Source organism: Pseudoclavibacter sp. CFCC 13611 (genome assembly GCF_008831225.1).
Classification (GTDB): Bacteria; Actinomycetota; Actinomycetes; order Actinomycetales; family Microbacteriaceae; genus Pseudoclavibacter_A.
This window is the reverse complement of sequence record NZ_WBKE01000002.1, coordinates 359912-379063: the sequence shown is the minus strand read 5'-3', so window position 1 is coordinate 379063 and position 19152 is coordinate 359912. Positions and strand designations below refer to the sequence as shown.

General features: G+C 66.8%; 19 protein-coding genes. 2 read left to right on the top strand and 17 right to left on the bottom strand.

The features are described from left to right. Nucleotides 1–72 precede the first annotated feature (72 nt). Entirely contained in the window at nucleotides 73–1224 is a 1152-nt protein-coding gene (locus F8O08_RS06035; RefSeq protein ID WP_158038169.1) for a sensor histidine kinase, read from the bottom strand. Between the two features lie 151 nt (nucleotides 1225–1375). Here F8O08_RS06035 and F8O08_RS06030 point away from each other — a divergent pair, with 151 nt between their 5' ends. Further along, entirely contained in the window at nucleotides 1376–2029 is a 654-nt protein-coding gene (locus F8O08_RS06030; RefSeq protein WP_225733435.1) for a response regulator, read from the top strand. Between the two features lie 63 nt (nucleotides 2030–2092). Here F8O08_RS06030 and F8O08_RS06025 read toward each other — a convergent pair whose 3' ends face one another. Continuing rightward, nucleotides 2093–3046 carry an MYG1 family protein gene (locus F8O08_RS06025; RefSeq protein ID WP_158038170.1) on the bottom strand — a complete coding sequence of 318 codons (954 nt, stop codon included), beginning with the start codon at nucleotides 3044–3046 and terminating at the stop codon, nucleotides 2093–2095. Between the two features lie 120 nt (nucleotides 3047–3166). Between F8O08_RS06025 and F8O08_RS06020 the strand changes: the two genes are divergently transcribed. Continuing rightward, complete coding sequence (locus F8O08_RS06020; RefSeq protein ID WP_158038171.1) at nucleotides 3167–4021, top strand: polyphosphate kinase 2 family protein; 855 nt, start codon at nucleotides 3167–3169, stop codon at nucleotides 4019–4021. Between the two features lie 408 nt (nucleotides 4022–4429). On the opposite strand, the gene der is transcribed toward F8O08_RS06020, so the two are convergent. The 15 genes from der to F8O08_RS05945 form a co-directional block, all read right to left on the bottom strand. Next, a complete protein-coding gene (gene der, locus F8O08_RS06015; RefSeq protein ID WP_158031694.1) occupies nucleotides 4430–5956 on the bottom strand; it encodes a ribosome biogenesis GTPase Der in 1527 nt (508 codons plus the stop codon). Beyond that, a complete protein-coding gene (gene cmk, locus F8O08_RS06010) occupies nucleotides 5949–6692 on the bottom strand; it encodes a (d)CMP kinase (RefSeq protein ID WP_192496886.1) in 744 nt (247 codons plus the stop codon). The genes der and cmk overlap by 8 nt, the downstream gene beginning before the upstream one ends. Continuing rightward, a complete protein-coding gene (locus tag F8O08_RS06005) occupies nucleotides 6689–7783 on the bottom strand; it encodes a prephenate dehydrogenase (protein ID WP_158038173.1) in 1095 nt (364 codons plus the stop codon). The genes cmk and F8O08_RS06005 overlap by 4 nt, the downstream gene beginning before the upstream one ends. An 11-nt stretch (nucleotides 7784–7794) precedes the next feature. Further along, nucleotides 7795–8583, bottom strand: coding sequence for a pseudouridine synthase (locus F8O08_RS06000; RefSeq protein WP_158042843.1), 789 nt, complete (start codon nucleotides 8581–8583; stop codon nucleotides 7795–7797). Further along, complete coding sequence (scpB, locus tag F8O08_RS05995; RefSeq protein ID WP_158042842.1) at nucleotides 8567–9148, bottom strand: SMC-Scp complex subunit ScpB; 582 nt, start codon at nucleotides 9146–9148, stop codon at nucleotides 8567–8569. Before scpB ends, F8O08_RS06000 begins: the two co-directional genes overlap by 17 nt. Nucleotides 9149–9161: 13 nt before the next feature. After that, nucleotides 9162–9965, bottom strand: coding sequence for a segregation and condensation protein A (locus F8O08_RS05990; RefSeq protein ID WP_158042841.1), 804 nt, complete (start codon nucleotides 9963–9965; stop codon nucleotides 9162–9164). Beyond that, nucleotides 9949–10791: a ParA family protein gene (locus tag F8O08_RS05985; protein WP_158031700.1), complete on the bottom strand. Its 843-nt coding sequence runs from the start codon at nucleotides 10789–10791 to the stop codon at nucleotides 9949–9951. The genes F8O08_RS05990 and F8O08_RS05985 overlap by 17 nt, the downstream gene beginning before the upstream one ends. A gap of 58 nt (nucleotides 10792–10849) precedes the next feature. Next, nucleotides 10850–11794 (bottom strand): site-specific tyrosine recombinase XerD, encoded by a 945-nt coding sequence (gene xerD / locus F8O08_RS05980; RefSeq protein ID WP_158038177.1) that lies wholly within the window; start codon nucleotides 11792–11794, stop codon nucleotides 10850–10852. A gap of 11 nt (nucleotides 11795–11805) precedes the next feature. Continuing rightward, nucleotides 11806–12381 (bottom strand): NUDIX domain-containing protein, encoded by a 576-nt coding sequence (locus F8O08_RS05975; RefSeq protein WP_158042840.1) that lies wholly within the window; start codon nucleotides 12379–12381, stop codon nucleotides 11806–11808. A 6-nt stretch (nucleotides 12382–12387) separates the two neighbouring features. Next, a complete protein-coding gene (locus F8O08_RS05970) occupies nucleotides 12388–14076 on the bottom strand; it encodes a CTP synthase (protein ID WP_158038179.1) in 1689 nt (562 codons plus the stop codon). Nucleotides 14077–14174: 98 nt separating this feature from the next. Then, nucleotides 14175–15869 carry a DNA repair protein RecN gene (recN, locus tag F8O08_RS05965; RefSeq protein WP_158038180.1) on the bottom strand — a complete coding sequence of 565 codons (1695 nt, stop codon included), beginning with the start codon at nucleotides 15867–15869 and terminating at the stop codon, nucleotides 14175–14177. Then, a complete protein-coding gene (locus F8O08_RS05960; protein ID WP_158038181.1) occupies nucleotides 15866–16960 on the bottom strand; it encodes an NAD kinase in 1095 nt (364 codons plus the stop codon). The genes recN and F8O08_RS05960 overlap by 4 nt, the downstream gene beginning before the upstream one ends. 3 nt (nucleotides 16961–16963) lie before the next feature. Next, the gene (locus tag F8O08_RS05955) at nucleotides 16964–17779 is read right to left on the bottom strand and encodes a TlyA family RNA methyltransferase (protein ID WP_158038182.1); all 816 of its coding nucleotides are present in this window, start codon (nucleotides 17777–17779) and stop codon (nucleotides 16964–16966) included. Then, nucleotides 17776–17985, bottom strand: coding sequence for a hypothetical protein (locus F8O08_RS05950; protein WP_158038183.1), 210 nt, complete (start codon nucleotides 17983–17985; stop codon nucleotides 17776–17778). Before F8O08_RS05950 ends, F8O08_RS05955 begins: the two co-directional genes overlap by 4 nt. A gap of 10 nt (nucleotides 17986–17995) precedes the next feature. After that, nucleotides 17996–19147, bottom strand: coding sequence for an HAD-IIA family hydrolase (locus F8O08_RS05945; RefSeq protein ID WP_158038184.1), 1152 nt, complete (start codon nucleotides 19145–19147; stop codon nucleotides 17996–17998). Between the last annotated feature and the right edge of the window lie 5 nt (nucleotides 19148–19152).

The window sequence follows — 19152 nt, the reverse complement described above, 5'->3', positions numbered from 1 at the left end:
TCGTCAGCCGAACGGGTTGCCGAGAATGGATACCAAAGTATGCATACAGACGCGCTGACCGTGCGCTTGGCGTCAGAACAGCGGGATCACCACGCGCAGACTCCAGCGTTCTCCGTCAGCAGTCGCTGAGAGTTCCCCGCCGAGCGTCTCGACTCGGGCAGAGAGTCGGTCGAGCCCCAAATGCGTCGACTCGTCGAGGTCATCGTCGACGACGCCGACGGAGTTCGTGAGCAGACCCGTGACAGAGGCACCTTGGCGCACGATGTCAATGGCTACCGTCGGTGCCGGGCCGGCGTGCCTGACGATGTTGGTCGTCGCCTCTCGGATCACGCGCACCAGAGTGCTGGCCACTGCCGGCGGAAGACTCTCGAGGCCTTCCGTGCGGCTGTTCACCGTGGCTCCGATCGACTCCAGCTCGACCTGTGCGGTGCGCGCAGCTGCTGCGACGTCGGTTCCCAACGGCTGATCATCGACGAGTTCGTCGGTTCGAACCGTGTTCAGCAGCCTGCGGATGTCGGCGAGCGACCGTGTGGCGCTGCCCTTGATCACGGCCAGTGACTCCCGATTCACCTCGGGATCGTCCATGGCCTCCATGACCCGCGCATGCATGGCGATGAGCGTCACGTCATGGGCGAGGATGTCATGCAGCTCCGAAGTGATGCGCTCGCGCTCCGCAGCGACGGCCTGCACTCGCTCCGTTTCGTTGCGGGACGCAGCGTCTGCAAGCTCGACCGAGCGAAAATAGGCTCGCCTGGCGCCGACGCCGATCAACGCAGAGACGAGGGCGATGAAGGCCAGCGCGAATGGCCCCAGGCTCGTGAGTGTTCCCGCCTGTGCGTTGGCGATGACGCCCACGGCGGTGATCACCGCCACATGCGTCCAGAGACACCACCGCGGGCAGGCGTAGACGACGAGCCCGATCGTCGCGGCGGCGAAGAGCAGATATCCGCCCGGAGACAGCATGACCGCCTGTGCGAAGACCAGTGCCGCCAGCGATATCGCGGCGGCGACCGGAGCCAGAGCGAACAGCGGAAGCATCAGCACCATCGCCAGTTCGAGGAGCTGCTGCTGCCAGGAAGTCATCGAGTCAGAGACGAAGCTGATGCTCTCCAAGGCGATGACGCCCACAGCGATGACCACCAGGGCGAGACTTCCCCACCGCGGCAGACGCGCGCGCGGCTGGTCTGTCTGCAATCGAAAGACCTGATGGTTCGAAGAGCTCACACCACCATTGTCGCCCACAGCGCATGAAACGGCCGCCTCGAGCCTGTCTGACGACGAATGGACATGACGATACACCGCGGAACCGAGCACTGATACATACCAAAGTACTGACTTGGCAGAGGCCTGAACTCGTTGAACGTACGATGATCTCGTGAATCAGATCCGCGTGGCCGTCGTCGACGACGAAGCACTCGTGCGGCATGCGCTTCGCATGTTCATCGGGCTGGACTCCTCCCTCACCCTCGTCGCCGAGGGAGCCACCGGCCTCGACGCCATCGCGCTGGCCAAACGCCACATGCCCGACGTCATCCTGATGGACACCCAGATGCCTCAGATGTCGGGCATCGACGCCACCAAGGCGATCACCCGTCTGCCCGTGGTCATGCGAGTGCTGATGCTGACGACGTTCTCGTCAGACCGACATGTCATCCCCGCCCTGCGCGCCGGGGCGTCTGGCTACTTGGTGAAAGACACCGAACCGCGCGACATCATCCGCGCTGTGCACGAGGTGTACGAAGGCCGACCGGTGCTCTCTCCCTCGATCTCGCAGGAACTCGTCGCCAAGGTCGCTTCGGCCCCTGACCCTCGCGACGACGTGGCTCGCGAACCGCTGACCGCCCGCGAACTCGATATCGTGAGGCTCATCGCGCAGGGCAGGAGCAACGCTGAGATCGCTCACGAACTGCATCTGGCTGAGCCAACCGTCAAGGCGGCGATCGGACGCATCCTGCGCAAATGGAGTGTGCGCGATCGCGTGCAGGCCCTGATCTACGCAGTGTCGAACGGGATCGTCGACCTGTCGTAGCCGGCCCGGCGCACATGGGGCACCGGCGCAGATTGCGCTCGGCGCCGCCAGCCGGGCGGAGCTCTACTCGGCGGCAGTCACGCCGTCTTCTGCGTCAGCTGCGACCAGCTCCTGCTTCGCTGTGCGGTCGAACTCCGCAGACTCGGGCTGCTCAAGCGCCTGTTTCAGCATCTTGAGCGCGCCTTCTTTGGTCTTCGCCGCACCGATGAACCCCACTTTGTGCGTGAACACGACGTCGGGCACCCCAGTCAGTTCGGCGAGGTGCTCTTGATCAGCACCGCGCCAGGCTTCAGGCAGCAGCACGCGAGATTCGAAGCTCGCAGAGTCGACCTGCACGGTCTTGATAGCCCAGTCGCCGTTGGCATTGGGAAAGACCACGAACTGCAGCAGAGGCTGCTTGCTCGCGATGCCGCCGTGCGGCACGAACTGGTCGAGTACGACGTACCGCGGATCAGGAGTCTGGTCATAGGCACGGGAAAAGTAGCGCTTGCCCTCGATGGCGTCACGAGATTTGAGCAGCAGACGCTTGAGCAGGTGTGTGGCCACCTTGACTGCGACCATGAACTGCTCGTCGAAGTCTTCTTCGCCGACCAGTGTGACCGGGTTGAACCAGCCCAGCACCTCGCTGATCTCGATGGGGCGAGCACGAAAGTCGTTCAGGGTGTAGAGGTCCTGTCCGTTGTCGCCCGCATCGATGCACTGCACCAGGCTGCGGTCGATGCGCTTCCAGACGTCTTCGTCCCCGTCGCAGAACTCCATGCCGTAGTGCTGCCAGAGCAGCCCGAACGCCGAGTAGAGAATGCCGTTGTCGCGTGCGCCGGAGGTCTTCTGGTGATGGTCGAAGCGCAGCTTCTTCGGGTCGTAGACGCCGCCCACGTCGAGCACGATGTCTGCACTGTCGAGCACCTTCGGATCTCGCGAGCGCACCACCGTGGCGTCTGGGTAGAGCTGAAGAAGCAGTGTGACGCCGAAGACGTCGTCTGCGTGGAATTTGCCGTTGTGCGTTGCGATGATCACGCCGTACATTCTACGCACTCGTCCGTCAGCGCCACCCGATCGCGTGCGCCGTCCGTGCACGCCGCCGCTGGGGATGCCGTGCAGCCCGGCGCCATGGGCACATCCCGATACCATGAGCACATGAAGAATCCATGGAAAGAGAGCCCGCGCGCACTGCTGCGCGCCGAGGGCGAGCACTTCGATCTGTCAGCCGTCGACCCGGCTTCGACACCGGGCTGGCGCAAAGGCTGCGACGCCGACGACTACCTCGCAGACACGGCCGGAGATCTCGCCGACCTCCAGGAGATGCTCTTCGCCAACGGCCGCACCGAAACCGGAGCGAAGCGTTCGCTGCTGCTCGTGCTGCAGGCCATGGACACCGCAGGCAAAGGCGGCATCGTCAAACACGTGATCGGCAACGTCGACCCGCAGGGCACCCACATCCATGGGTTCAAGAAGCCCACGCCAGTCGAGCTCAAGCACGACTTTCTCTGGCGCATTCGCAGAGAGCTGCCGGCGATCGGTCTGATCGGCGTCTTCGATCGTTCTCATTATGAGGATGTCCTGGTGCATCGAGTGCGCCACCTCTCGCCCGCAGAGGTGGTCGAACAGCGCTACGGCATCATCAACGACTTCGAGGCGGAGCTCACTGAACAGGGCACCACTGTGGTCAAGGTGATGCTGCACATCTCGAAGGACGAACAGCGTCGGCGTCTTGAGTCACGACTCGATCGACCTGACAAGCACTGGAAGTACTCCCCCAACGACGTTGACGAACGCGAGCTCTGGCCCGCCTACCAAGAGGCGTATCAGATCGCCATCCAGCGCACCTCGACTGCGGTGGCGCCCTGGCATGTCGTTCCCGCCGATTCGAAGCAGTACTCCCGTGCCGCTGTGCAGCGCATCCTCATTGAGACCCTCGAAGATCTCGCGCTCACCTGGCCGAAGGCCGACTTCGACGTCGAGACCGAGCGTCGGCGCCTCGCCGCCAGCTGACCTCGCTGAAGCCTGTGCCTCAGCGCAGCACCAGCGCTGCACAGCGCTGCTCCGGCACCAGCCGGCACTGCACCAGCCCCAATACCGAGCACGGTTCCGCTGGGATGGACACAGTTCCGCTGAGATCACCACAGTCTCAGCGGAACGGTGTCAGTCTTGGCGAAACGGTGCACGGCTGCACTGCGCTCCACGTCTGACTGGGATCGACGAGCTGCGGGGTGTCTGCGAAGTGCGCGGTGCGGCCGGCGAACTGAGATTGAGGGACGCGAACTGCGGGGTCGGCGAGCTTCGGGCTGCTGTCGAGCTGCCGGGGCCGGACGGTGGGCTGAGGGCGGAGAGAGGCATACCGCTAGAGGCAAGCCTCAACCTGCAACCTGCAACCTGCAACAGCGTGTGCCAGAGCTGGTCCTACTTGCGACCGCGCTTCTCGCGAACACGCATGTTGATGCGAATGGGCGTGCCGACGAAACCGTAGACCTCGCGCAGGCGACGTGTGATGAAGCGTCGATACTGCGGGTCCATGAAGCCGCTGGTGAAAAGCACGAAGGTCGGCGGCTGTGTGTCCGCCTGCGTGCCGAACAGGATGCGAGGCTGCTTTCCGCCGCGCAGCGGGTGCGGGTTCGCCTGGGTGAGTTCGTGGATGAACGCGTTGAACTTGCCGGTGGGCACACGAGTGTCCCACCCTTCGAGCGCGGCCTGCAGGGCGGGCACCAGCTTCTCGAGATGACGACCGGTCTTGGCCGAGAGGTTCACCCGAGGCGCCCAAGCCACATGGCCGAGGCGCTGCTCGATCTCACGCTCGAGCTGGGGGCGGCGTTCGTCGTCGAGCAGATCCCACTTGTTGAACGCGAGCACGAGCGCGCGACCGGCTTCGAGCACCATGTCGATGATGCGCAGATCCTGGTCAGAGATGCTCTGGCTCACGTCGATCACCACGATGGCGACCTCGGCACGGTCGAGCGCAGACTGTGTGCGCAGCGTTGCGTAGTAGTCGCTGCCCTGCTGCAGGTGCACGCGACGACGGATGCCTGCGGTGTCGACGAAGCGCCAGGTCGTGCCGAGAATGGTGACCAGCTCGTCGACCGGGTCGCGCGTAGTACCGGCCAGGTCGTTGACCACGGCGCGCGTCGAGCCGGTCGCCTTGTTCAGCAGGCTCGACTTGCCCACGTTCGGGCGGCCGATGATGGCCACACGACGCGGCCCGCCAGGCTGCTGCTGCGCAACCTTCGACTCCTTCGGCAGCATCTTGATCACCGCGTCGAGCAGATCGCCGCTGCCACGTCCGTGCAGCGCCGAGACAGGGTGCGGCTCACCGAGGCCGAGGCTCCAGAGCGCCGCGACCTCGGCCTCCTGGCCACCTGCGTCGACCTTGTTGGCGACCAGCAGCACAGGCTTGCCCGAGCGCCGCAGCACGGCCACCAGCTGCTCGTCGGTCGAAGTCGGCCCCACCTTTGCATCCACCACGAAGAGCACGCCGTCGGCCTCTTCGATGGCCAGCTCCGCTTGTTCGGCCACCGACCGGTCGAGGCCTTTGGCCTCGAGCTCCCAGCCGCCGGTGTCGACCAGTCTGAAGGGCTGACCGTTCCACTCGGCGTCGTACGACACACGATCGCGGGTGACACCGGGAGTGTCTTCGACGACGGCCTCACGGTGGCCGAGCACGCGGTTGACGAGTGATGACTTGCCCACGTTCGGGCGGCCGATCACGGCCAGCACGGGCGGGGCAGGACGAGCCGCCTGCGCATCGGGCGTCTCGTCGCCGCTGGCCAGCACCGCCGCGTCTTCGGGCTCGAGGTCGTAGTCGTCGAGCTCGGCGCGTGCCACGTCGGCGACCTGCTGCTCGATCTCGGGTTCGATGTGCTGCAGACGGGCAGCGAGCTCATCTGCGCTGGTGGCGCCGAACTCGGGGTCGATCGGTTCGCGTGATTCAGCCATGTGACTCCTGAGTCTGAGGATGAGATGGAAGGTTCGTGCCGGTGCCCGCCGCCGCAGGAACGAGCCCCGCAACTTTATCAGTGACCTGCTCGAGGGTGAGATCGCTGGTGTCGATGAGCGTCACGCCGTCGGCCGGGCGCATGAAGTCGACCACGCTGAGATCGCGGGCGTCACGCTCCGAGATGCTGCGTGCGATGGATGCCACGTCGGCTTCACCGATCTGTGCGGCTCGCCTGCGGGCGCGGGCGTCGGCGGATGCGGTGAGCAGCACCCGAACCTCGGCCTGCGGAAAGGTGACCGTGGTGATGTCGCGCCCCTCGGCGACGACGCCGGGCGCCGACGTGGTCGCGGCGAGGTGGCGGAAGGCAGTGTTGAGATGGTCGCGTACGATGGGCAGCTGCGAGTAGCGGCTCACCGCACCGCTCACCTCGTGCGTGCGGATCTCGGCAGAGACGTCGCGCCCCCGAATCAGGATGTGCGAGTGGTCGAAGGCCTGGGCGATGATCTGATCGAACGCGTCGAGCAGCCCCCGTACGGCGGCCTCGTCGTGCGGATCGACTTCGGTGCGCAGCGCGATCAGCGTGAGCACTCGGTACCAGGCGCCGGTGTCGAGATGTGCGTAGTGCAGGCGTTCTGCAACTGCCTTCGCAGTGCTTGACTTGCCGCTGCCCGCCGGCCCGTCCAGGGCGATGATGACCGGCTTGGGTGCGGCCGCCGGTGTGCGTGTCTCAGTCATCGACTCAACCGCCATCCGCGCTCCTTCAGTGCTCTGGTCAGCTCTTCGACGCGTTCGGGCAGCACCGAGACCTCGGCGAGCCCGAACTCGGCCTTGGGCGAGTGCTCCAGACGCAGATCTTCGATGTTGATGCCGATCTCGCCGATCTCGGCGAAGAGACGCGCGAGTTCGCCCGGCCTGTCGTCGACGAACACGATCGTCGTCGAGAATTCGGCATCGGTGCCGTGCTTGCCGGGGATACGACGCACTCCGGTGTTGCCTGCGATGAACAGCTCGGTGATCTCGCGGCGTGCACCGGCACGGTCGACGTCTTCGAGATCGTGGATCATCGCGTCGAGGTCATCGCGCAGGGCACGCAGCACGCTGGTCACCTCGTCAGAGTTCGCGGCGAGGATCTGCAGCCAGAGCCCCGGGTCGCTGGCGGCGATACGCGTCGTGTCGCGAAGCCCCTGCCCGGCAAGAGAGATCTGTGACGGCGTGCCGTCGACGAGCCGACCGGCCAGCAGCGTGGCGACGACTTGAGGCACATGCGAGATCAGGGCGACGGCCCGGTCGTGCTGCACGGGGTCGAGATGCACCGGCACAGCTTCGACGTCAAGTGCGAGTCGTTCGACGGTCTCGAGCGCGTGAGCGGTGACGTGCTTGTGCTCGGCGATCACCCACGGCTGGCCGCGAAAGAGGTCGGCCCGCGCCGAGATCGGCCCGCCGCGCTCACGCCCCGCCATCGGGTGCGAGCCCAGATAGCGATCGAGATCGGCGCCTTCGTCGATCAGCGCCCGCACGATCTGCGCCTTCACGCTGGTGACGTCGGTGACCACGGCGTCGGGCCAGCGACGCAGCTGCTCGGCCACGGCATCCGCCGCGATCTCAGGCGGCACCGCGACGACCACGAGCACCGGCTGGTCGCCGTCGGCCAAGGCACGACCTGCGCCGTAGTCGGCTGCGAGCGCCAGCGCGCTGGGCGAGATGTCAGAGAGCAGCACCTCGACACCGCGCTGCATCAAAGCGAGGCCGATGCTGGCGCCCAGCAGCCCGGTGCCGATGATGAGCACCGGTGACGGGGTGCGCGCGAGATCGTGACTGATGCTCATATCGGGCCAGTCTAGTCGTTCTCGGGTGCGGCACCCTGTGGCGCGACCGCATCGCCGGTCTGCTTGAGCAGCCGGCCGACTTCGTCACTGGTCAGCGGGCGGATCTGACCCTCACGCAGCGTGCCGAGGTGAACGGGGCCGAACTGACGCCGAGTCAGCTCAATGACCGGGTGGCCGACGTGCCCGAACATGCGGCGGACGATACGGTTGCGCCCGGAGTGCAGGGTCACCTCGACCATGGTTTGGTCACGGCTGGCGTCGAGCACACGAGCGCGGTCGGCGGCGATCGGCCCGTCATCGAGCACGATGCCCTCACGCAGCTCGGCGAGGGTGCGCGGCGCGACCTTGCCGCGCACGAGGGCGACGTACACCTTGTCGATCTCGAATGAGGGATGCATCAGCCGATGTGCGAGCTCGCCGTCGTTGGTCAGCAGCAGCAGCCCGTGCGTCGCCTCGTCGAGACGGCCGACGTTGAAGATGCGTCCGGTCTCGGCGGTCACGTAGCGGCTGAGATCGGGGCGGCCCCGCTCGTCGCTCATGGTGCTGACCACGCCGGCCGGCTTGTTGAGCGCGTAGTAGCGCAGATCGGGGTCGGTGACGATCACCAGACCGTCGACCTCGATGCGGTCGTCGGGCCTCACTCGAGAGCCGAGTTCGCGCACCACGCGCCCGTTCACCGTGACTCGCCCGGCGGCGATGAGGTCTTCGCTCGCGCGACGAGACGCCACCCCGGCGGCGGCCATCACCTTCTGCAGGCGTTCGCCGTCGGCGCGCGGGGTGTGGTCAGCTGAGGTCGTCATCTTCAGGGTCCTCCGGAAGCAGGTCGGAAATGGGTGGCAGGTCGGCGATCGAGTCGATGCCGAGGTGGCTGAGCAGCAGGTCGGTCGTCTCGAAGAAGGTCGCCTGGGTCTGCTCGTCGACATAGGCCTCGGCGATCAGCCCGCGTGCGAGCAGTGTGCGCACGACCGAGTCGACGTTGACCGCACGGATCGAGGCGATCTGACCGCGACTGATCGGCTGTTTGTAGGCGATCACCGAGAGGGTCTCAAGTGCGGCCTGCGAGAGTCTGGGCGGGGTCTGCTCCTCGATCATGCGGCGCACAACCTGTTCGCAGCCGGCACGCACGTAGAGCTGCCAGCCGCCGGCGATCTGTCGCAGCTCGAACCCTCGCACCGGGGGCGCGTCGTAGTCGGCGCGCAGCTCGTCCAGTGCCTGAGCGACCTCGGGCACGGGCGTCTCAACCGCTGCGGCCAGCGAGATCGTGTCGATCGGGTGGTCGGCGGCGATCAGCACCGCTTCGACGCGGGCACGCACCGGCAGCTGCGCCAGTTCGTTGGCTGCGACGAGCTGTTCGCTCTCGCTCATGGCGTCCTCTCGGTCATTGGTCGTAGTCGGCTCCCAGCGCGGCGAGCTGATCGTCGCTCCAGTGCTGGCCTGTCCAGCGTACGCTGAGCGGCCCCAGCGGCTCGATCTGCTCATAGGTGATCGCCGCCTCACGGTAGAGCTCGAGCACAGCCAGAAAGCGAGCGACGATGACTCCCCTGCTGTCGGCGTCGGCGATGAGCTCTTGGAACGTCGCCTGGCCTGTGGCGCGCAGACGTGCGACGAGCACGGCTGCCTGCTCGCGGATGCTGACCGCCGGTGCGTGCAGATGCGCGAGTCCGATGGTCGGCGGGGTCTTGGGGGCCAGAGCAAGTCGAGCGATGACCGCGAAGTCGTCGAGCGACGTCGTCCAGACCAGGTCGGGCGGGGTGAGGTCGATCTCTGCTGCGGCGCCAGCGGTGCGAGGCACGCGCAGCCGCTCGCTTTCGAGGTGCGTCGCGAACCAGGCAGAGACCTGCTTGAACGCCCGATACTGCAGCAGCCGGGCGAAGAGCAGGTCACGCGCCTCGAGCGCGGCGATGTCCTCGTCGTCGACAGCCTCGCCGCGTGGCAGCAGACTGGCGACCTTCATATCGAGCAGGGTCGCAGCGATCACGATGAACTGGCTGGCCTGCTCCAGCTGCCCGGCTTCGTCGAGTGCCCGCACATAGGCCACGAATTCGGTGGTGACCGCACTCAGAGAGATCTCTGTGACGTCGAGCTCGTGACGGCTGACCAGCGTCAGCAGCAGGTCGAACGGGCCGTCGAAGTTGTCGAGCCGGACGGCGAACCCGGGCTCGGCGTCAGGGCGCTCCGCCACGCGAGATCAGTTCTCTGGCGACGCGCCGATACGCCTCGGCCGCCGGGTGGCTGCTGGCGAACTCGGTGATCGGGCGGGCCGCGACCGACGCGTCGGGAAACTTGACGGTGCGCGGAATCACGGTGTCGAAGACCTTGTCGCCGAACGCCTCGCGCACGCGCGCCGACACCTCGCGGGCGTGCAGCGTTCGCGAGTCGAACATGGTGATCAGAATGCCGTCGAGTTCGAGCGCGGGGTTGAGCCGGTCCTGCACCTTCTCGACCGTCTCGACGAGCAGAGCGACGCCGCGCAGGGCGAAGTACTCGGCCTCCAGCGGAATCAGCACACCGTGCGCCGCGGTGAGCGCGTTGATGGCGAGCAGGCCGAGGGAGGGCTGGCAGTCAACCAGAATGACGTCGTAGTCACCGGTGACCTGCCGCAGGGCACGGCTCAGGGCCTGTTCGCGGGCCACCTCGTTGACCAGCTGCAGCTCGGCGGCTGAGAGGTCGATGTTGGCAGGCAGCACGTCGAGGTCTTGGATGAGACTCGGCACGATAACCGAGCGTGTGTCTTTGACCGTGCCCATCAACAGGTCGTAGATCGTGGGGTCGTCCATCGTCTGAACGCCGAGCGACGCCGAGAGTGCGCCCTGCGGATCGAAGTCGACAAGCAGCACGCGCCGCCCGTACTCGACGAGCGCCGCGCCCAGACTCACCGTCGTGGTGGTCTTGCCGACGCCGCCCTTCTGATTGCACATCGCGATCACGCGTGCAGGGCCGTGGCTGGTCAACGGCTGGGGCACGGGAAAATCATTCACGCCGCATAGTCTACCCGTCGCCTGACTCATGCATCACGAGCGGCTCGACGCCGACGCCCTCGGCTGACGTGTGTGCGGCCCGGCACCGTCAGCGATGCGCCCGCGGGTGGCTGGTCGCGTAGACCTGTCGCAGGTGCTCCTGCGTGACACGCGTGTAGACCTGCGTGGTCGTCACCGACGCGTGCCCGAGCATCTCTTGAACGATGCGGATGTCAGCCCCGCCGGCGAGCAGATGTGTGGCGAAGGAGTGCCGCAGCACGTGCGGTGACACTCGATGCTCGAGGTCGACGCGAGCCGCTGCGCGTTTGATGATCGTCCACACCGCCTGTCGCGAGAGGCGCCCGCCGCGCACGCCGAGAAACAGATGCGCTCCGCCCCTCCCCCTCGCGGCGAGGGCTGGACGCACCCTGACCAGGTAGGCGTCCAGCGCGGCTCGCGCATAGGAGCCGAACGGCACGACGCGCTGCTTGCCGCCTTTGCCGCGCAGCCGGACCACGTCGATCGTGTCGGCATCGGCTCGTTCCACGTGTTGAACGTCGTCGACCAGTGCGTCGCAGAGTTCGCTCACTCGGGCACCGGTGGCATAGAGGAATTCGAGGATGGCCCTGTCGCGCACCGACTCCGGGTCGCTGCCGTCGACCCCGCCGAGCAGCCGCGACACCTCGTCGATCGACAGAGCCTTGGGCAGTCGGCTGGGCTTCTTGGGCGCATGGAGCACAGTGGCCGGGTCGTGTGGGGTGCGGCCGTCGAGAAAGAGATGGCGGTGCAGGCTGCGCACCGCGCTGAGCATACGGCCCGTGGTGGTGGCTGCCGTCGGCAGACCGGCCTCGGCTCGATGGTCGGCCAGCCACTGCGGGTACTCGCTGAGATCGCGTTCGGTCAGGGTGGTCAGGTCGACGACGCCTCGCTCGGCCAGCCAGTCGGTGTAGCTGCGCAGGTCGGAGCGATAGCTGCGCACGGTGTTCTCAGACAGGCCGCGTTCGATGCGCAGGTGGCGCAGGAACGCGTCGATCTCGCGGTCGACCGCAGGCATGGCGGCCTCGGTCAGCCCCGACGACTGCGGTTGGCGGCCTCAGCGAGGATGGACGCCACAAGCGTCGGGTTGTGCAGACGGCCGGAGAGCACGGCGTCGAGCACTTCGTCGAAGGCACGCCAGGTGAGGCCCATGTCCTGCTCTTCGGCGGTGCGCTCGAAGTGCGCGGCCGGCGAGAGACCGGTGGCGCGATACATGCGCAGCCGCTCGTTGCTGCCGCCAGGCGTGGTGTACATGTCGATGAGGTGCAGCCAGTGTTCGGCGACGAGCTCGGCCTCTTCGGCGAGCTCCCGCTTCGCCGCGTCCAGCGGCAGCTCGCCGGGCACATCGAGCAGACCTGCGGGCACTTCCCAGAGGCGCTCACGAACCGGATGGCGATACTGGTGAACGAGCGCGACACGGTCGAGGTCGTCGATCGCGAGCACGCCGACGGCACCGGGATGCTCCACGAACTGTCGGGTGAGCTGCCCGCCGTCGTAGTCGAAGCGTTCGCTCGTCACATCGATGACATGACCCTGCAGATCGAGATGCCGTTCGCGGATCTCATGCTGCTCTGCGCTGTCGCACAGCTCCGATTCGTCGGCCATGTCAGTTCAGCTCTCGGTCGTGGAGTTCTCGACGTCGAAGAGACGAGAGGCCTGCTGACGCTCCAGTGCCGCGGCGATCAGCCCGGCGAACAGCGGGTGAGGAGCGGTCGGGCGTGATTTGAACTCGGGGTGCGCCTGCGTGCCCACGTAGTAGGGATGCACATCGGCCGGCAGCTCGACGAACTCGACGAGGTGCCCGTCGGGCGACGTGCCGCTGAAGCGCAGGCCGGCGGCGGCGATGCGATCGCGGTACACGTTGTTCACCTCGTAGCGGTGGCGGTGACGTTCGGTGACGTCGGTGCTCCCATAGGCCTGGGCCACGATCGAATCGTCGGCCAAGGCAGCCGGGTACGAGCCAAGTCGCATGGTGCCGCCCAGGTCGCCCTCGGCGAGGATGTCGACCTGCTCGGCCATGGTCGCGATGACCGGTTCGTGCGTCTGCGGGTCGAACTCGCTTGAGGATGCCTCGGTCAGGCCGGCCTCGGAACGTGCGTATTCGATGACCATGCACTGCAGTCCGAGGCAGAGCCCGAGTGTGGGGATGCCCTGCTCTCGGGCGAAGGTGAGCGCGGCGAGCTTGCCCTCGATGCCGCGGATGCCGAAGCCGCCGGGCACGCAGATCGCGTCGACGGCGCCGAGCTCGCGCTCGCGCACCTGTTCGTCGAGCAGACTGTCTGAGGGGATCCAGCGCACGTTCACCTTGGTGGTGTGGGCGAAGCCGCCGGCTCGAAGCGCCTCGGTGACCGACAGGTAGGCGTCGGGAAGATCGATGTACTTGCCGACCAGCCCCACGGTGACCTCGTGCTTAGGGTTGTGCACCGCGTCGAGCACCGGCTGCCAGCGGGACCAGTCGACGTCGTGCGTCTGCAGGCCCAGCTGCTCGGCGATGACTTTGTCGAGCCCCTCGCTGTGGATGATGGTCGGAATGTCGTAGATGCTCGACGCATCCGGACAGTTCACGACCGCACCGGTCTCAAGGCTGCACATCAGGGCGATCTTCGACTTGATGCTGTCGCCGACGGGGCGATCCGAGCGCAGCACGATGGCGTCGGGCTGCACGCCGATCGATCGCAGTGCGGCAACCGAGTGCTGAGTGGGCTTGGTCTTGAGCTCGCCGCTGGGGCCGATGTAGGGCACCAGCGAGACGTGCACGAAGAACACGTTGTCGCGGCCGAGCTCCTGACGAACCTGACGGGCGGCCTCGAGGAAGGGCTGCGACTCGATGTCGCCGACAGTGCCGCCGATCTCGGTGATGATCACGTCGGGCGTGTGCTCGCCATGGGCCTGTGCGCGCATACGACGCTTGATCTCGTTGGTGATGTGCGGAATGACCTGCACGGTGTCGCCGAGGTATTCGCCACGACGTTCTTTGGCGATGACCTCGCTGTACACCTGACCGGTGGTCACGTTCGCCGCCTGGTTCAGGTTGATGTCGAGAAAGCGCTCGTAGTGGCCGATGTCCAGGTCGGTCTCGGCGCCGTCTTCGGTGACGAACACCTCGCCGTGCTGAAACGGGTTCATGGTGCCGGGATCGACATTGAGATAGGGGTCGAGCTTCTGCATGACGACTCTCACACCGCTGGCTCGAAGAATATGGCCGAGACTGGCCGCCGTGAGGCCCTTTCCGAGCGAGGAGACCACGCCCCCGGTCACGAAGATCTGCTTTACCGTCCGAGTGCTCTGCGCGTTATCCACGGGTCTTCATCCTATCTCATTCGCAGCGGTCTTCGAACACTGCGATGTCGTCGTTGCTCTGATCATGTCTCTGACTGCGGTGCTCATGCACGGCTCTCTCATTCGGCCTCAATGCGGGACTGCTCCAGCAGCTCGTGTGCATGTGCCAGCGCGGTGTCGCTGACGCGGCCGGCCAGCATGCGGGCGAGCTCGTGCACGCGCTGCTCGCCGTCCAGGCGAACCACATCGCTGGTCGTGACGCGTTCGTCTCCGACCTTGGTGACGACGAGATGCGTATCGGCGTAGGCCGCGACCTGCGGCAGATGCGTCACGACGAGCACCTGCGCATGCCGTGCGAGTCTGGCCAGCCGCTGCCCGATCTGCACGGCAGCCGCGCCGCCGACCCCCGAGTCGACCTCGTCGAACACGAAGGTCCGATCCGCCAGGTCGCCGCTCGCCGCCAGTCGCAACTCCAGAGCGAGCATGACGCGTGACAGCTCGCCGCCGCTCGCCGATCGTGCCAGCGGCAGCGGGTCGGCACCGGCGTGCGCTGCCAGCAGGAACGCCACCTCGTCTGCCCCGGTCGCATCCACCGCACACGGCATGACCTGCACGGCGAACGCTGCGTCGCGCATCGCGAGGCTTCCGAGTTCGCCGGTGACCTCTTCGCTGAGTCGCTGCGCAGCACTGCGGCGGATGTCGCTCAGGCGACGCGCGGTGAGGTCGCGCTGGTCGAGGGCCTCGGCGAGCGCGACGGCGAGCTGCTCCCGGGTGTCGCCGTCGGCGTCGAGTTCGGCCAGTCTGGCGCTGCCGTCGTTCAGCAGGGAGATCGCCTCGTCGAGGCCGCCGAACCGACGTTCGAGGTCTCGCAGCGTGTCGAGACGCTCGTGCGCCGCGGCCAGCTCGCCGTCGCCCACGTCGTCGAGCGCGGCGATGTAGGAGCTGAGGTCGCCAGAGAGATCCTGGGTCATGGCCTCGACCTCGTGCAGCCGGGTCGCAAGATCGCTCAGGTCGGGATCGCCCGCGCTCTCAAGATCGGCGCGCGCACCGCTGAGCAGACCGAGTACGTCCTGCGGGCCGGCCACCGCGTCGATGTCGGCCGAGAGCCGCTGCCGGGCGTCGCCGGCTCGACGCAGCAGATCCTGTCTGGCGTCGAGCCGTGCGACACGGGCCTCGATCTGGTCGAGCTCCCCGGGCTGGGGCGAGACGGCTTCGACCGCCTCGATCTCTTCGCGCAGCCGGTCTGCCTCGGCTCGACGGGCCTCGGCGTCGTCGGCGAGCGCCCGTGCCCGACGGTCGAGATCACGCCAGCGTCGATAGGCGTCGTGAAAGGCCTCTGCAGCGGCACGCAGCTCTCGCCCGCCGAACGCGTCGAGCACGTCACGCTGCTGAGCGGCGGTGCGCAGCCGCAGCTGGTCGCTCTGGCCGTGAATCGAGACCAGCTGACCGATGGTGTCGGCGAGCACGCCGTTCGGCACCGCATGGCCGCCAAGCCAGGCTCGAGTGCGACCGGTGGCGGCGAGTCGGCGAGTCACGATCAGATCGCCGTCGTCGATCTCTCCGCCGGCGTCTTCGACGGCCTGGGCGACATCGCTCTCGGAAGACACCTGCAGCAGACCCGAGACCTCTGCGCGATCGGCGCCGGCACGCACGCGTGAGGCGTCTGCTCGCGCACCCTGCAGCAGCTGCAGAGCGGTGACGACCATGGTCTTGCCCGCGCCGGTCTCACCGGTGATGACAGTGAGCCCGGCACCGAGCTCCAGGGTCGCCGACTCGACGACGCCGAGGTCGTCGATGCGAACTTCGTCGATCACGTGCGGTCTCCGCTCGTGCGCTCGGGGCTCTCGTCGGCCTCTGGGCGGGCCCGCCCCTGTTCGGCTGCCGCTGGTTCGGCCAGGTCGAGCATTCGCTCGGCCTCCTGCAGCGCCTCCTGCGTCTCGCGCGTGCGAACGGCATGCTGCTGCCAGCTCAGCGAGGGCAGCGAGAACTTGTTCACCAGACGATCGACGAACGATCCACGTCGCAGGCGGGCGAGCCGAACCGGAATGGTCGAGCGACCGACCTGGACGAGCGACCCGGGAGGCAGCGTCTGACTGCGGCGACCGTCGCACCAGCTGATGGCGCCATCGGCGTCGTCGCCCAACTGCACGTTGACCGAGCTGTACGGCGAGATCACCAGCGGGCGCGCGAACAGGGCGTGTGCGTTCAGCGGAACGAAGAGCAGCGCTTCGAGATTGGGCCAGACGATCGGGCCGCCCGCTGAGAATGCGTAGGCGGTCGAGCCGGTCGGCGTGCTCACCATCACGCCGTCACATCCGAACGCGGTGAACGGCCGATCGTTGATGCTGACGTCGACGGTGATCATCTTGTTGCTGCGCGGCTTCTCGATGGTCACTTCGTTGAGCGCCCAGTCTTGGAAGAGCAGACGGCCTGCTGAGAACACCCGCACGTTCAGCGCGAGACGCTCCTCGACCTCATAGGTGCGAGAGACCACGTGCCGCACTGCGTCGACGAGATCGCCACGCTCGCTCTCGGCCAGAAACCCCACGTGTCCGAGGTTCACGCCGATGATCGGTGTGGCGTCGAACCGCACCAGCTCTGCTGCGCGCAGAATCGTGCCGTCACCGCCGAGCACCATGACGATCTCGAGATCCGGGCCGGTGCAGTCTTCGCCCAGCACCTCGGCGTCGTCGATGTCGATGCCCCACTCGCGCAGCGGCGCGATCGCGTCCGGCGGGAACACCGGCACCAAATGCGACTCACGCAGCAGACGCAGGGTCGTCTGAGTCGACTTCAGCGCCACCTCGCGTTTGGGGTGCACGACGAGCAGCACTCGCCGAGGCTGATCGGCCCGTCGCTGTCGGGCGCGGGGCGTCGGCTGAGCCGAATGCGCGCTGACGGCCATGCGTCACCTCCTGCCGATCAGTTCGTCGACTCGCTCATGCCAGTCGACGGCTCTGTCCCCGTTCGGGGTGAGCCAGATGGGAAACTCCTGGTTGCCGGTGCCGCCCACCACGCTCGTTCGTGTGATGCCGGCGACGACGAGGCCGATCTGCTCGGCGCAGGCGGCCACACGCTCGATGGCGGCCCGATGCCCGGCCGGATCGTGCACGAGACCACCACGGTCAAGGTTACCGCGGCCGACTTCGAACTGCGGCTTCACCAGCAGCACGAAGTCGTGTGCATCGAGCTGTTCGTGCAGTCGAGGCAGCACCTGGGTGAGCGAGATGAACGACAGGTCGCCGACGACCAGGTCGATCTGATCGGGCGACACTGCGCACGACGCGGCCGCGGCCAGTTCGGCACGCGTGAACCAGCGCAGGTTGACCCCTTCGATCGAGCTCACTCCGGAGTCTGCGGCGATCGCCGCAGCGAGCTGATCGTGCCCGACGTCGACGGCGAAGACGTGTGCGGCGCCGCGTTCGCGCAGCACTTGGGTGAATCCTCCTGTAGAGGCGCCTGCGTCGAGCGCGACACGGCCCGAGACATCGATGTGGAACGCGTCGAGCGCATCGATGAGCTTGCCCGCTGCACGCCCCACGTAGTGATGGTCACCGCTGACGGCGAGCGTCTGTCCGGCGTGAACCGGATACGACGCCTTGTCGACGATGCGCCCGTCGAGGGTCACCTGACCCGTGCGAACGAGCTTCTGCGCCTGCGTGCGAGATCGTGCGAGCGATTGCTCGACGAGCGCCTGATCAAGCCGGATGCCGGTGGGGTTCATCGCCCGCCCAGCTGGGTCTGACCGACCGCCTGTTCGAGCCGCCGGCTCAGATCGGCGTAGAGATGTTCGTATTCGACCGCACGCTGATCGATCGGCAGCTCGTCGATGCGCTGCAGCGTCGATGTGATCAGCGCACGATCGATCGCTGCGTTCTCGTCGCTCGCCGGCTGCGGCCGTTCGGGCATCTGCTGATCGGGCATCGTCATGTGCGGCATCCTACCGCGGCGGGCCGACGAGGTCTTCGGGCAGGCGCAGCGCAGAGACGGGGATGCTGCATTCCCAGACAGCGGCGGCCGCGGCCCGCAGCGTGTCGATGTCGCTCGGGTCGCCGCGCTCGATGATGACGTCGGCTCCGTCGATGCGCACCACAGAGTGTCCACTGACAGCTCCGTTGGGCGCAATCTCGAGCACTGGATACGGTCGGTGCAGGTCAGCCAGCGTCTGCAGCAGAAAATCCGGCCGTCGCTCTGGCGCTGCCTCGATGATCTCACGCGCCTGGTCCACACCGGTCAGCACGTGGGCCGAGGTGATGCCGACACGACGTGCTCCCTCGATGTCGGTGTCGAGGCGATCTCCGATGAACAGGGGCTGAGCCGCTCGAAAGCGGGTGACTGCAACGTCGAAAATCGGCCGCTCCGGCTTGCCTGCGATCGTCGGGAAGGTGCCCGTCGCCGTGTGCACAGCTGAGAGCAGCGTTCCATTGCCAGGCGCCAGACCGCGTTCGTTCGGCAGCGTCCAGTCCTGGTTCGTACCGATCCACACGGCGCCTGCGGCGACGGCGTAGGCGGCCTCGGCCAGATCCGCCCAACTGACGTCCTTGGCGAAGCCCTGCACGACGGCGGCGGTCTGCTCGCTCTGTGTGCGGGTCACATGATAGCCGGCCTGCTGCACGGCCTCGAGCAGCCCGACACCACCGACGACGAGCACCTCCGCACCGGGGGCAATGTGGTCAGCGAGCAGCGGCACGGCGGCCTGAGGGCTCGTCACGATGTCATTCTCCGCAACGTGCAGACCCATTGCGTTGAGCTGGTCGGCGACCATCTTCGGCGTGCGTGAGGCGTTGTTCGTCAGATAGCTGACCTGCAGCCCGGTGCGCTGCGCGAGGTTCAGCGACTCGACGGCATCGGGCACGGGCTCGGGGCCGCGGTAGACGACGCCGTCGAGGTCGGCGAAGATCGCGTCGGCCCCGTCAAGCGGCGAATTCGGCACCACTTTGGCGGTTGGTTCTGCACCGGCGTCATTCGGCAGAGTCGTCGGTAGGCTGCTGTGGCTTGCAGGAGTGCCGGAGCTCTGCTGCTCCCCCGGACGTTCGCCGGTTGTGGCTTCGTCGCGATGCCGCTGTGTGAGACGCTGCAGGAATCCAGACATGACGT

Coding starts and splice junctions, on each gene's coding strand:
- F8O08_RS06020 (WP_158038171.1), top strand. CDS start 3,167: ATGAAGAATCCATGGAAAGAGAGCCCGCGCGCACTGCTGCGCGCCGAG.
- der (WP_158031694.1), bottom strand. CDS start 5,956: ATGGCTGAATCACGCGAACCGATCGACCCCGAGTTCGGCGCCACCAGC.
- cmk (WP_192496886.1), bottom strand. CDS start 6,692: ATGACTGAGACACGCACACCGGCGGCCGCACCCAAGCCGGTCATCATC.
- F8O08_RS06005 (WP_158038173.1), bottom strand. CDS start 7,783: ATGAGCATCAGTCACGATCTCGCGCGCACCCCGTCACCGGTGCTCATC.
- F8O08_RS06000 (WP_158042843.1), bottom strand. CDS start 8,583: ATGACGACCTCAGCTGACCACACCCCGCGCGCCGACGGCGAACGCCTG.
- scpB (WP_158042842.1), bottom strand. CDS start 9,148: ATGAGCGAGAGCGAACAGCTCGTCGCAGCCAACGAACTGGCGCAGCTG.
- F8O08_RS05985 (WP_158031700.1), bottom strand. CDS start 10,791: ATGAGTCAGGCGACGGGTAGACTATGCGGCGTGAATGATTTTCCCGTG.
- xerD (WP_158038177.1), bottom strand. CDS start 11,794: ATGCCTGCGGTCGACCGCGAGATCGACGCGTTCCTGCGCCACCTGCGC.
- F8O08_RS05975 (WP_158042840.1), bottom strand. CDS start 12,381: ATGGCCGACGAATCGGAGCTGTGCGACAGCGCAGAGCAGCATGAGATC.
- F8O08_RS05960 (WP_158038181.1), bottom strand. CDS start 16,960: ATGGCCGTCAGCGCGCATTCGGCTCAGCCGACGCCCCGCGCCCGACAG.
- F8O08_RS05955 (WP_158038182.1), bottom strand. CDS start 17,779: ATGAACCCCACCGGCATCCGGCTTGATCAGGCGCTCGTCGAGCAATCG.
- F8O08_RS05950 (WP_158038183.1), bottom strand. CDS start 17,985: ATGACGATGCCCGATCAGCAGATGCCCGAACGGCCGCAGCCGGCGAGC.
- F8O08_RS05945 (WP_158038184.1), bottom strand. CDS start 19,147: ATGTCTGGATTCCTGCAGCGTCTCACACAGCGGCATCGCGACGAAGCC.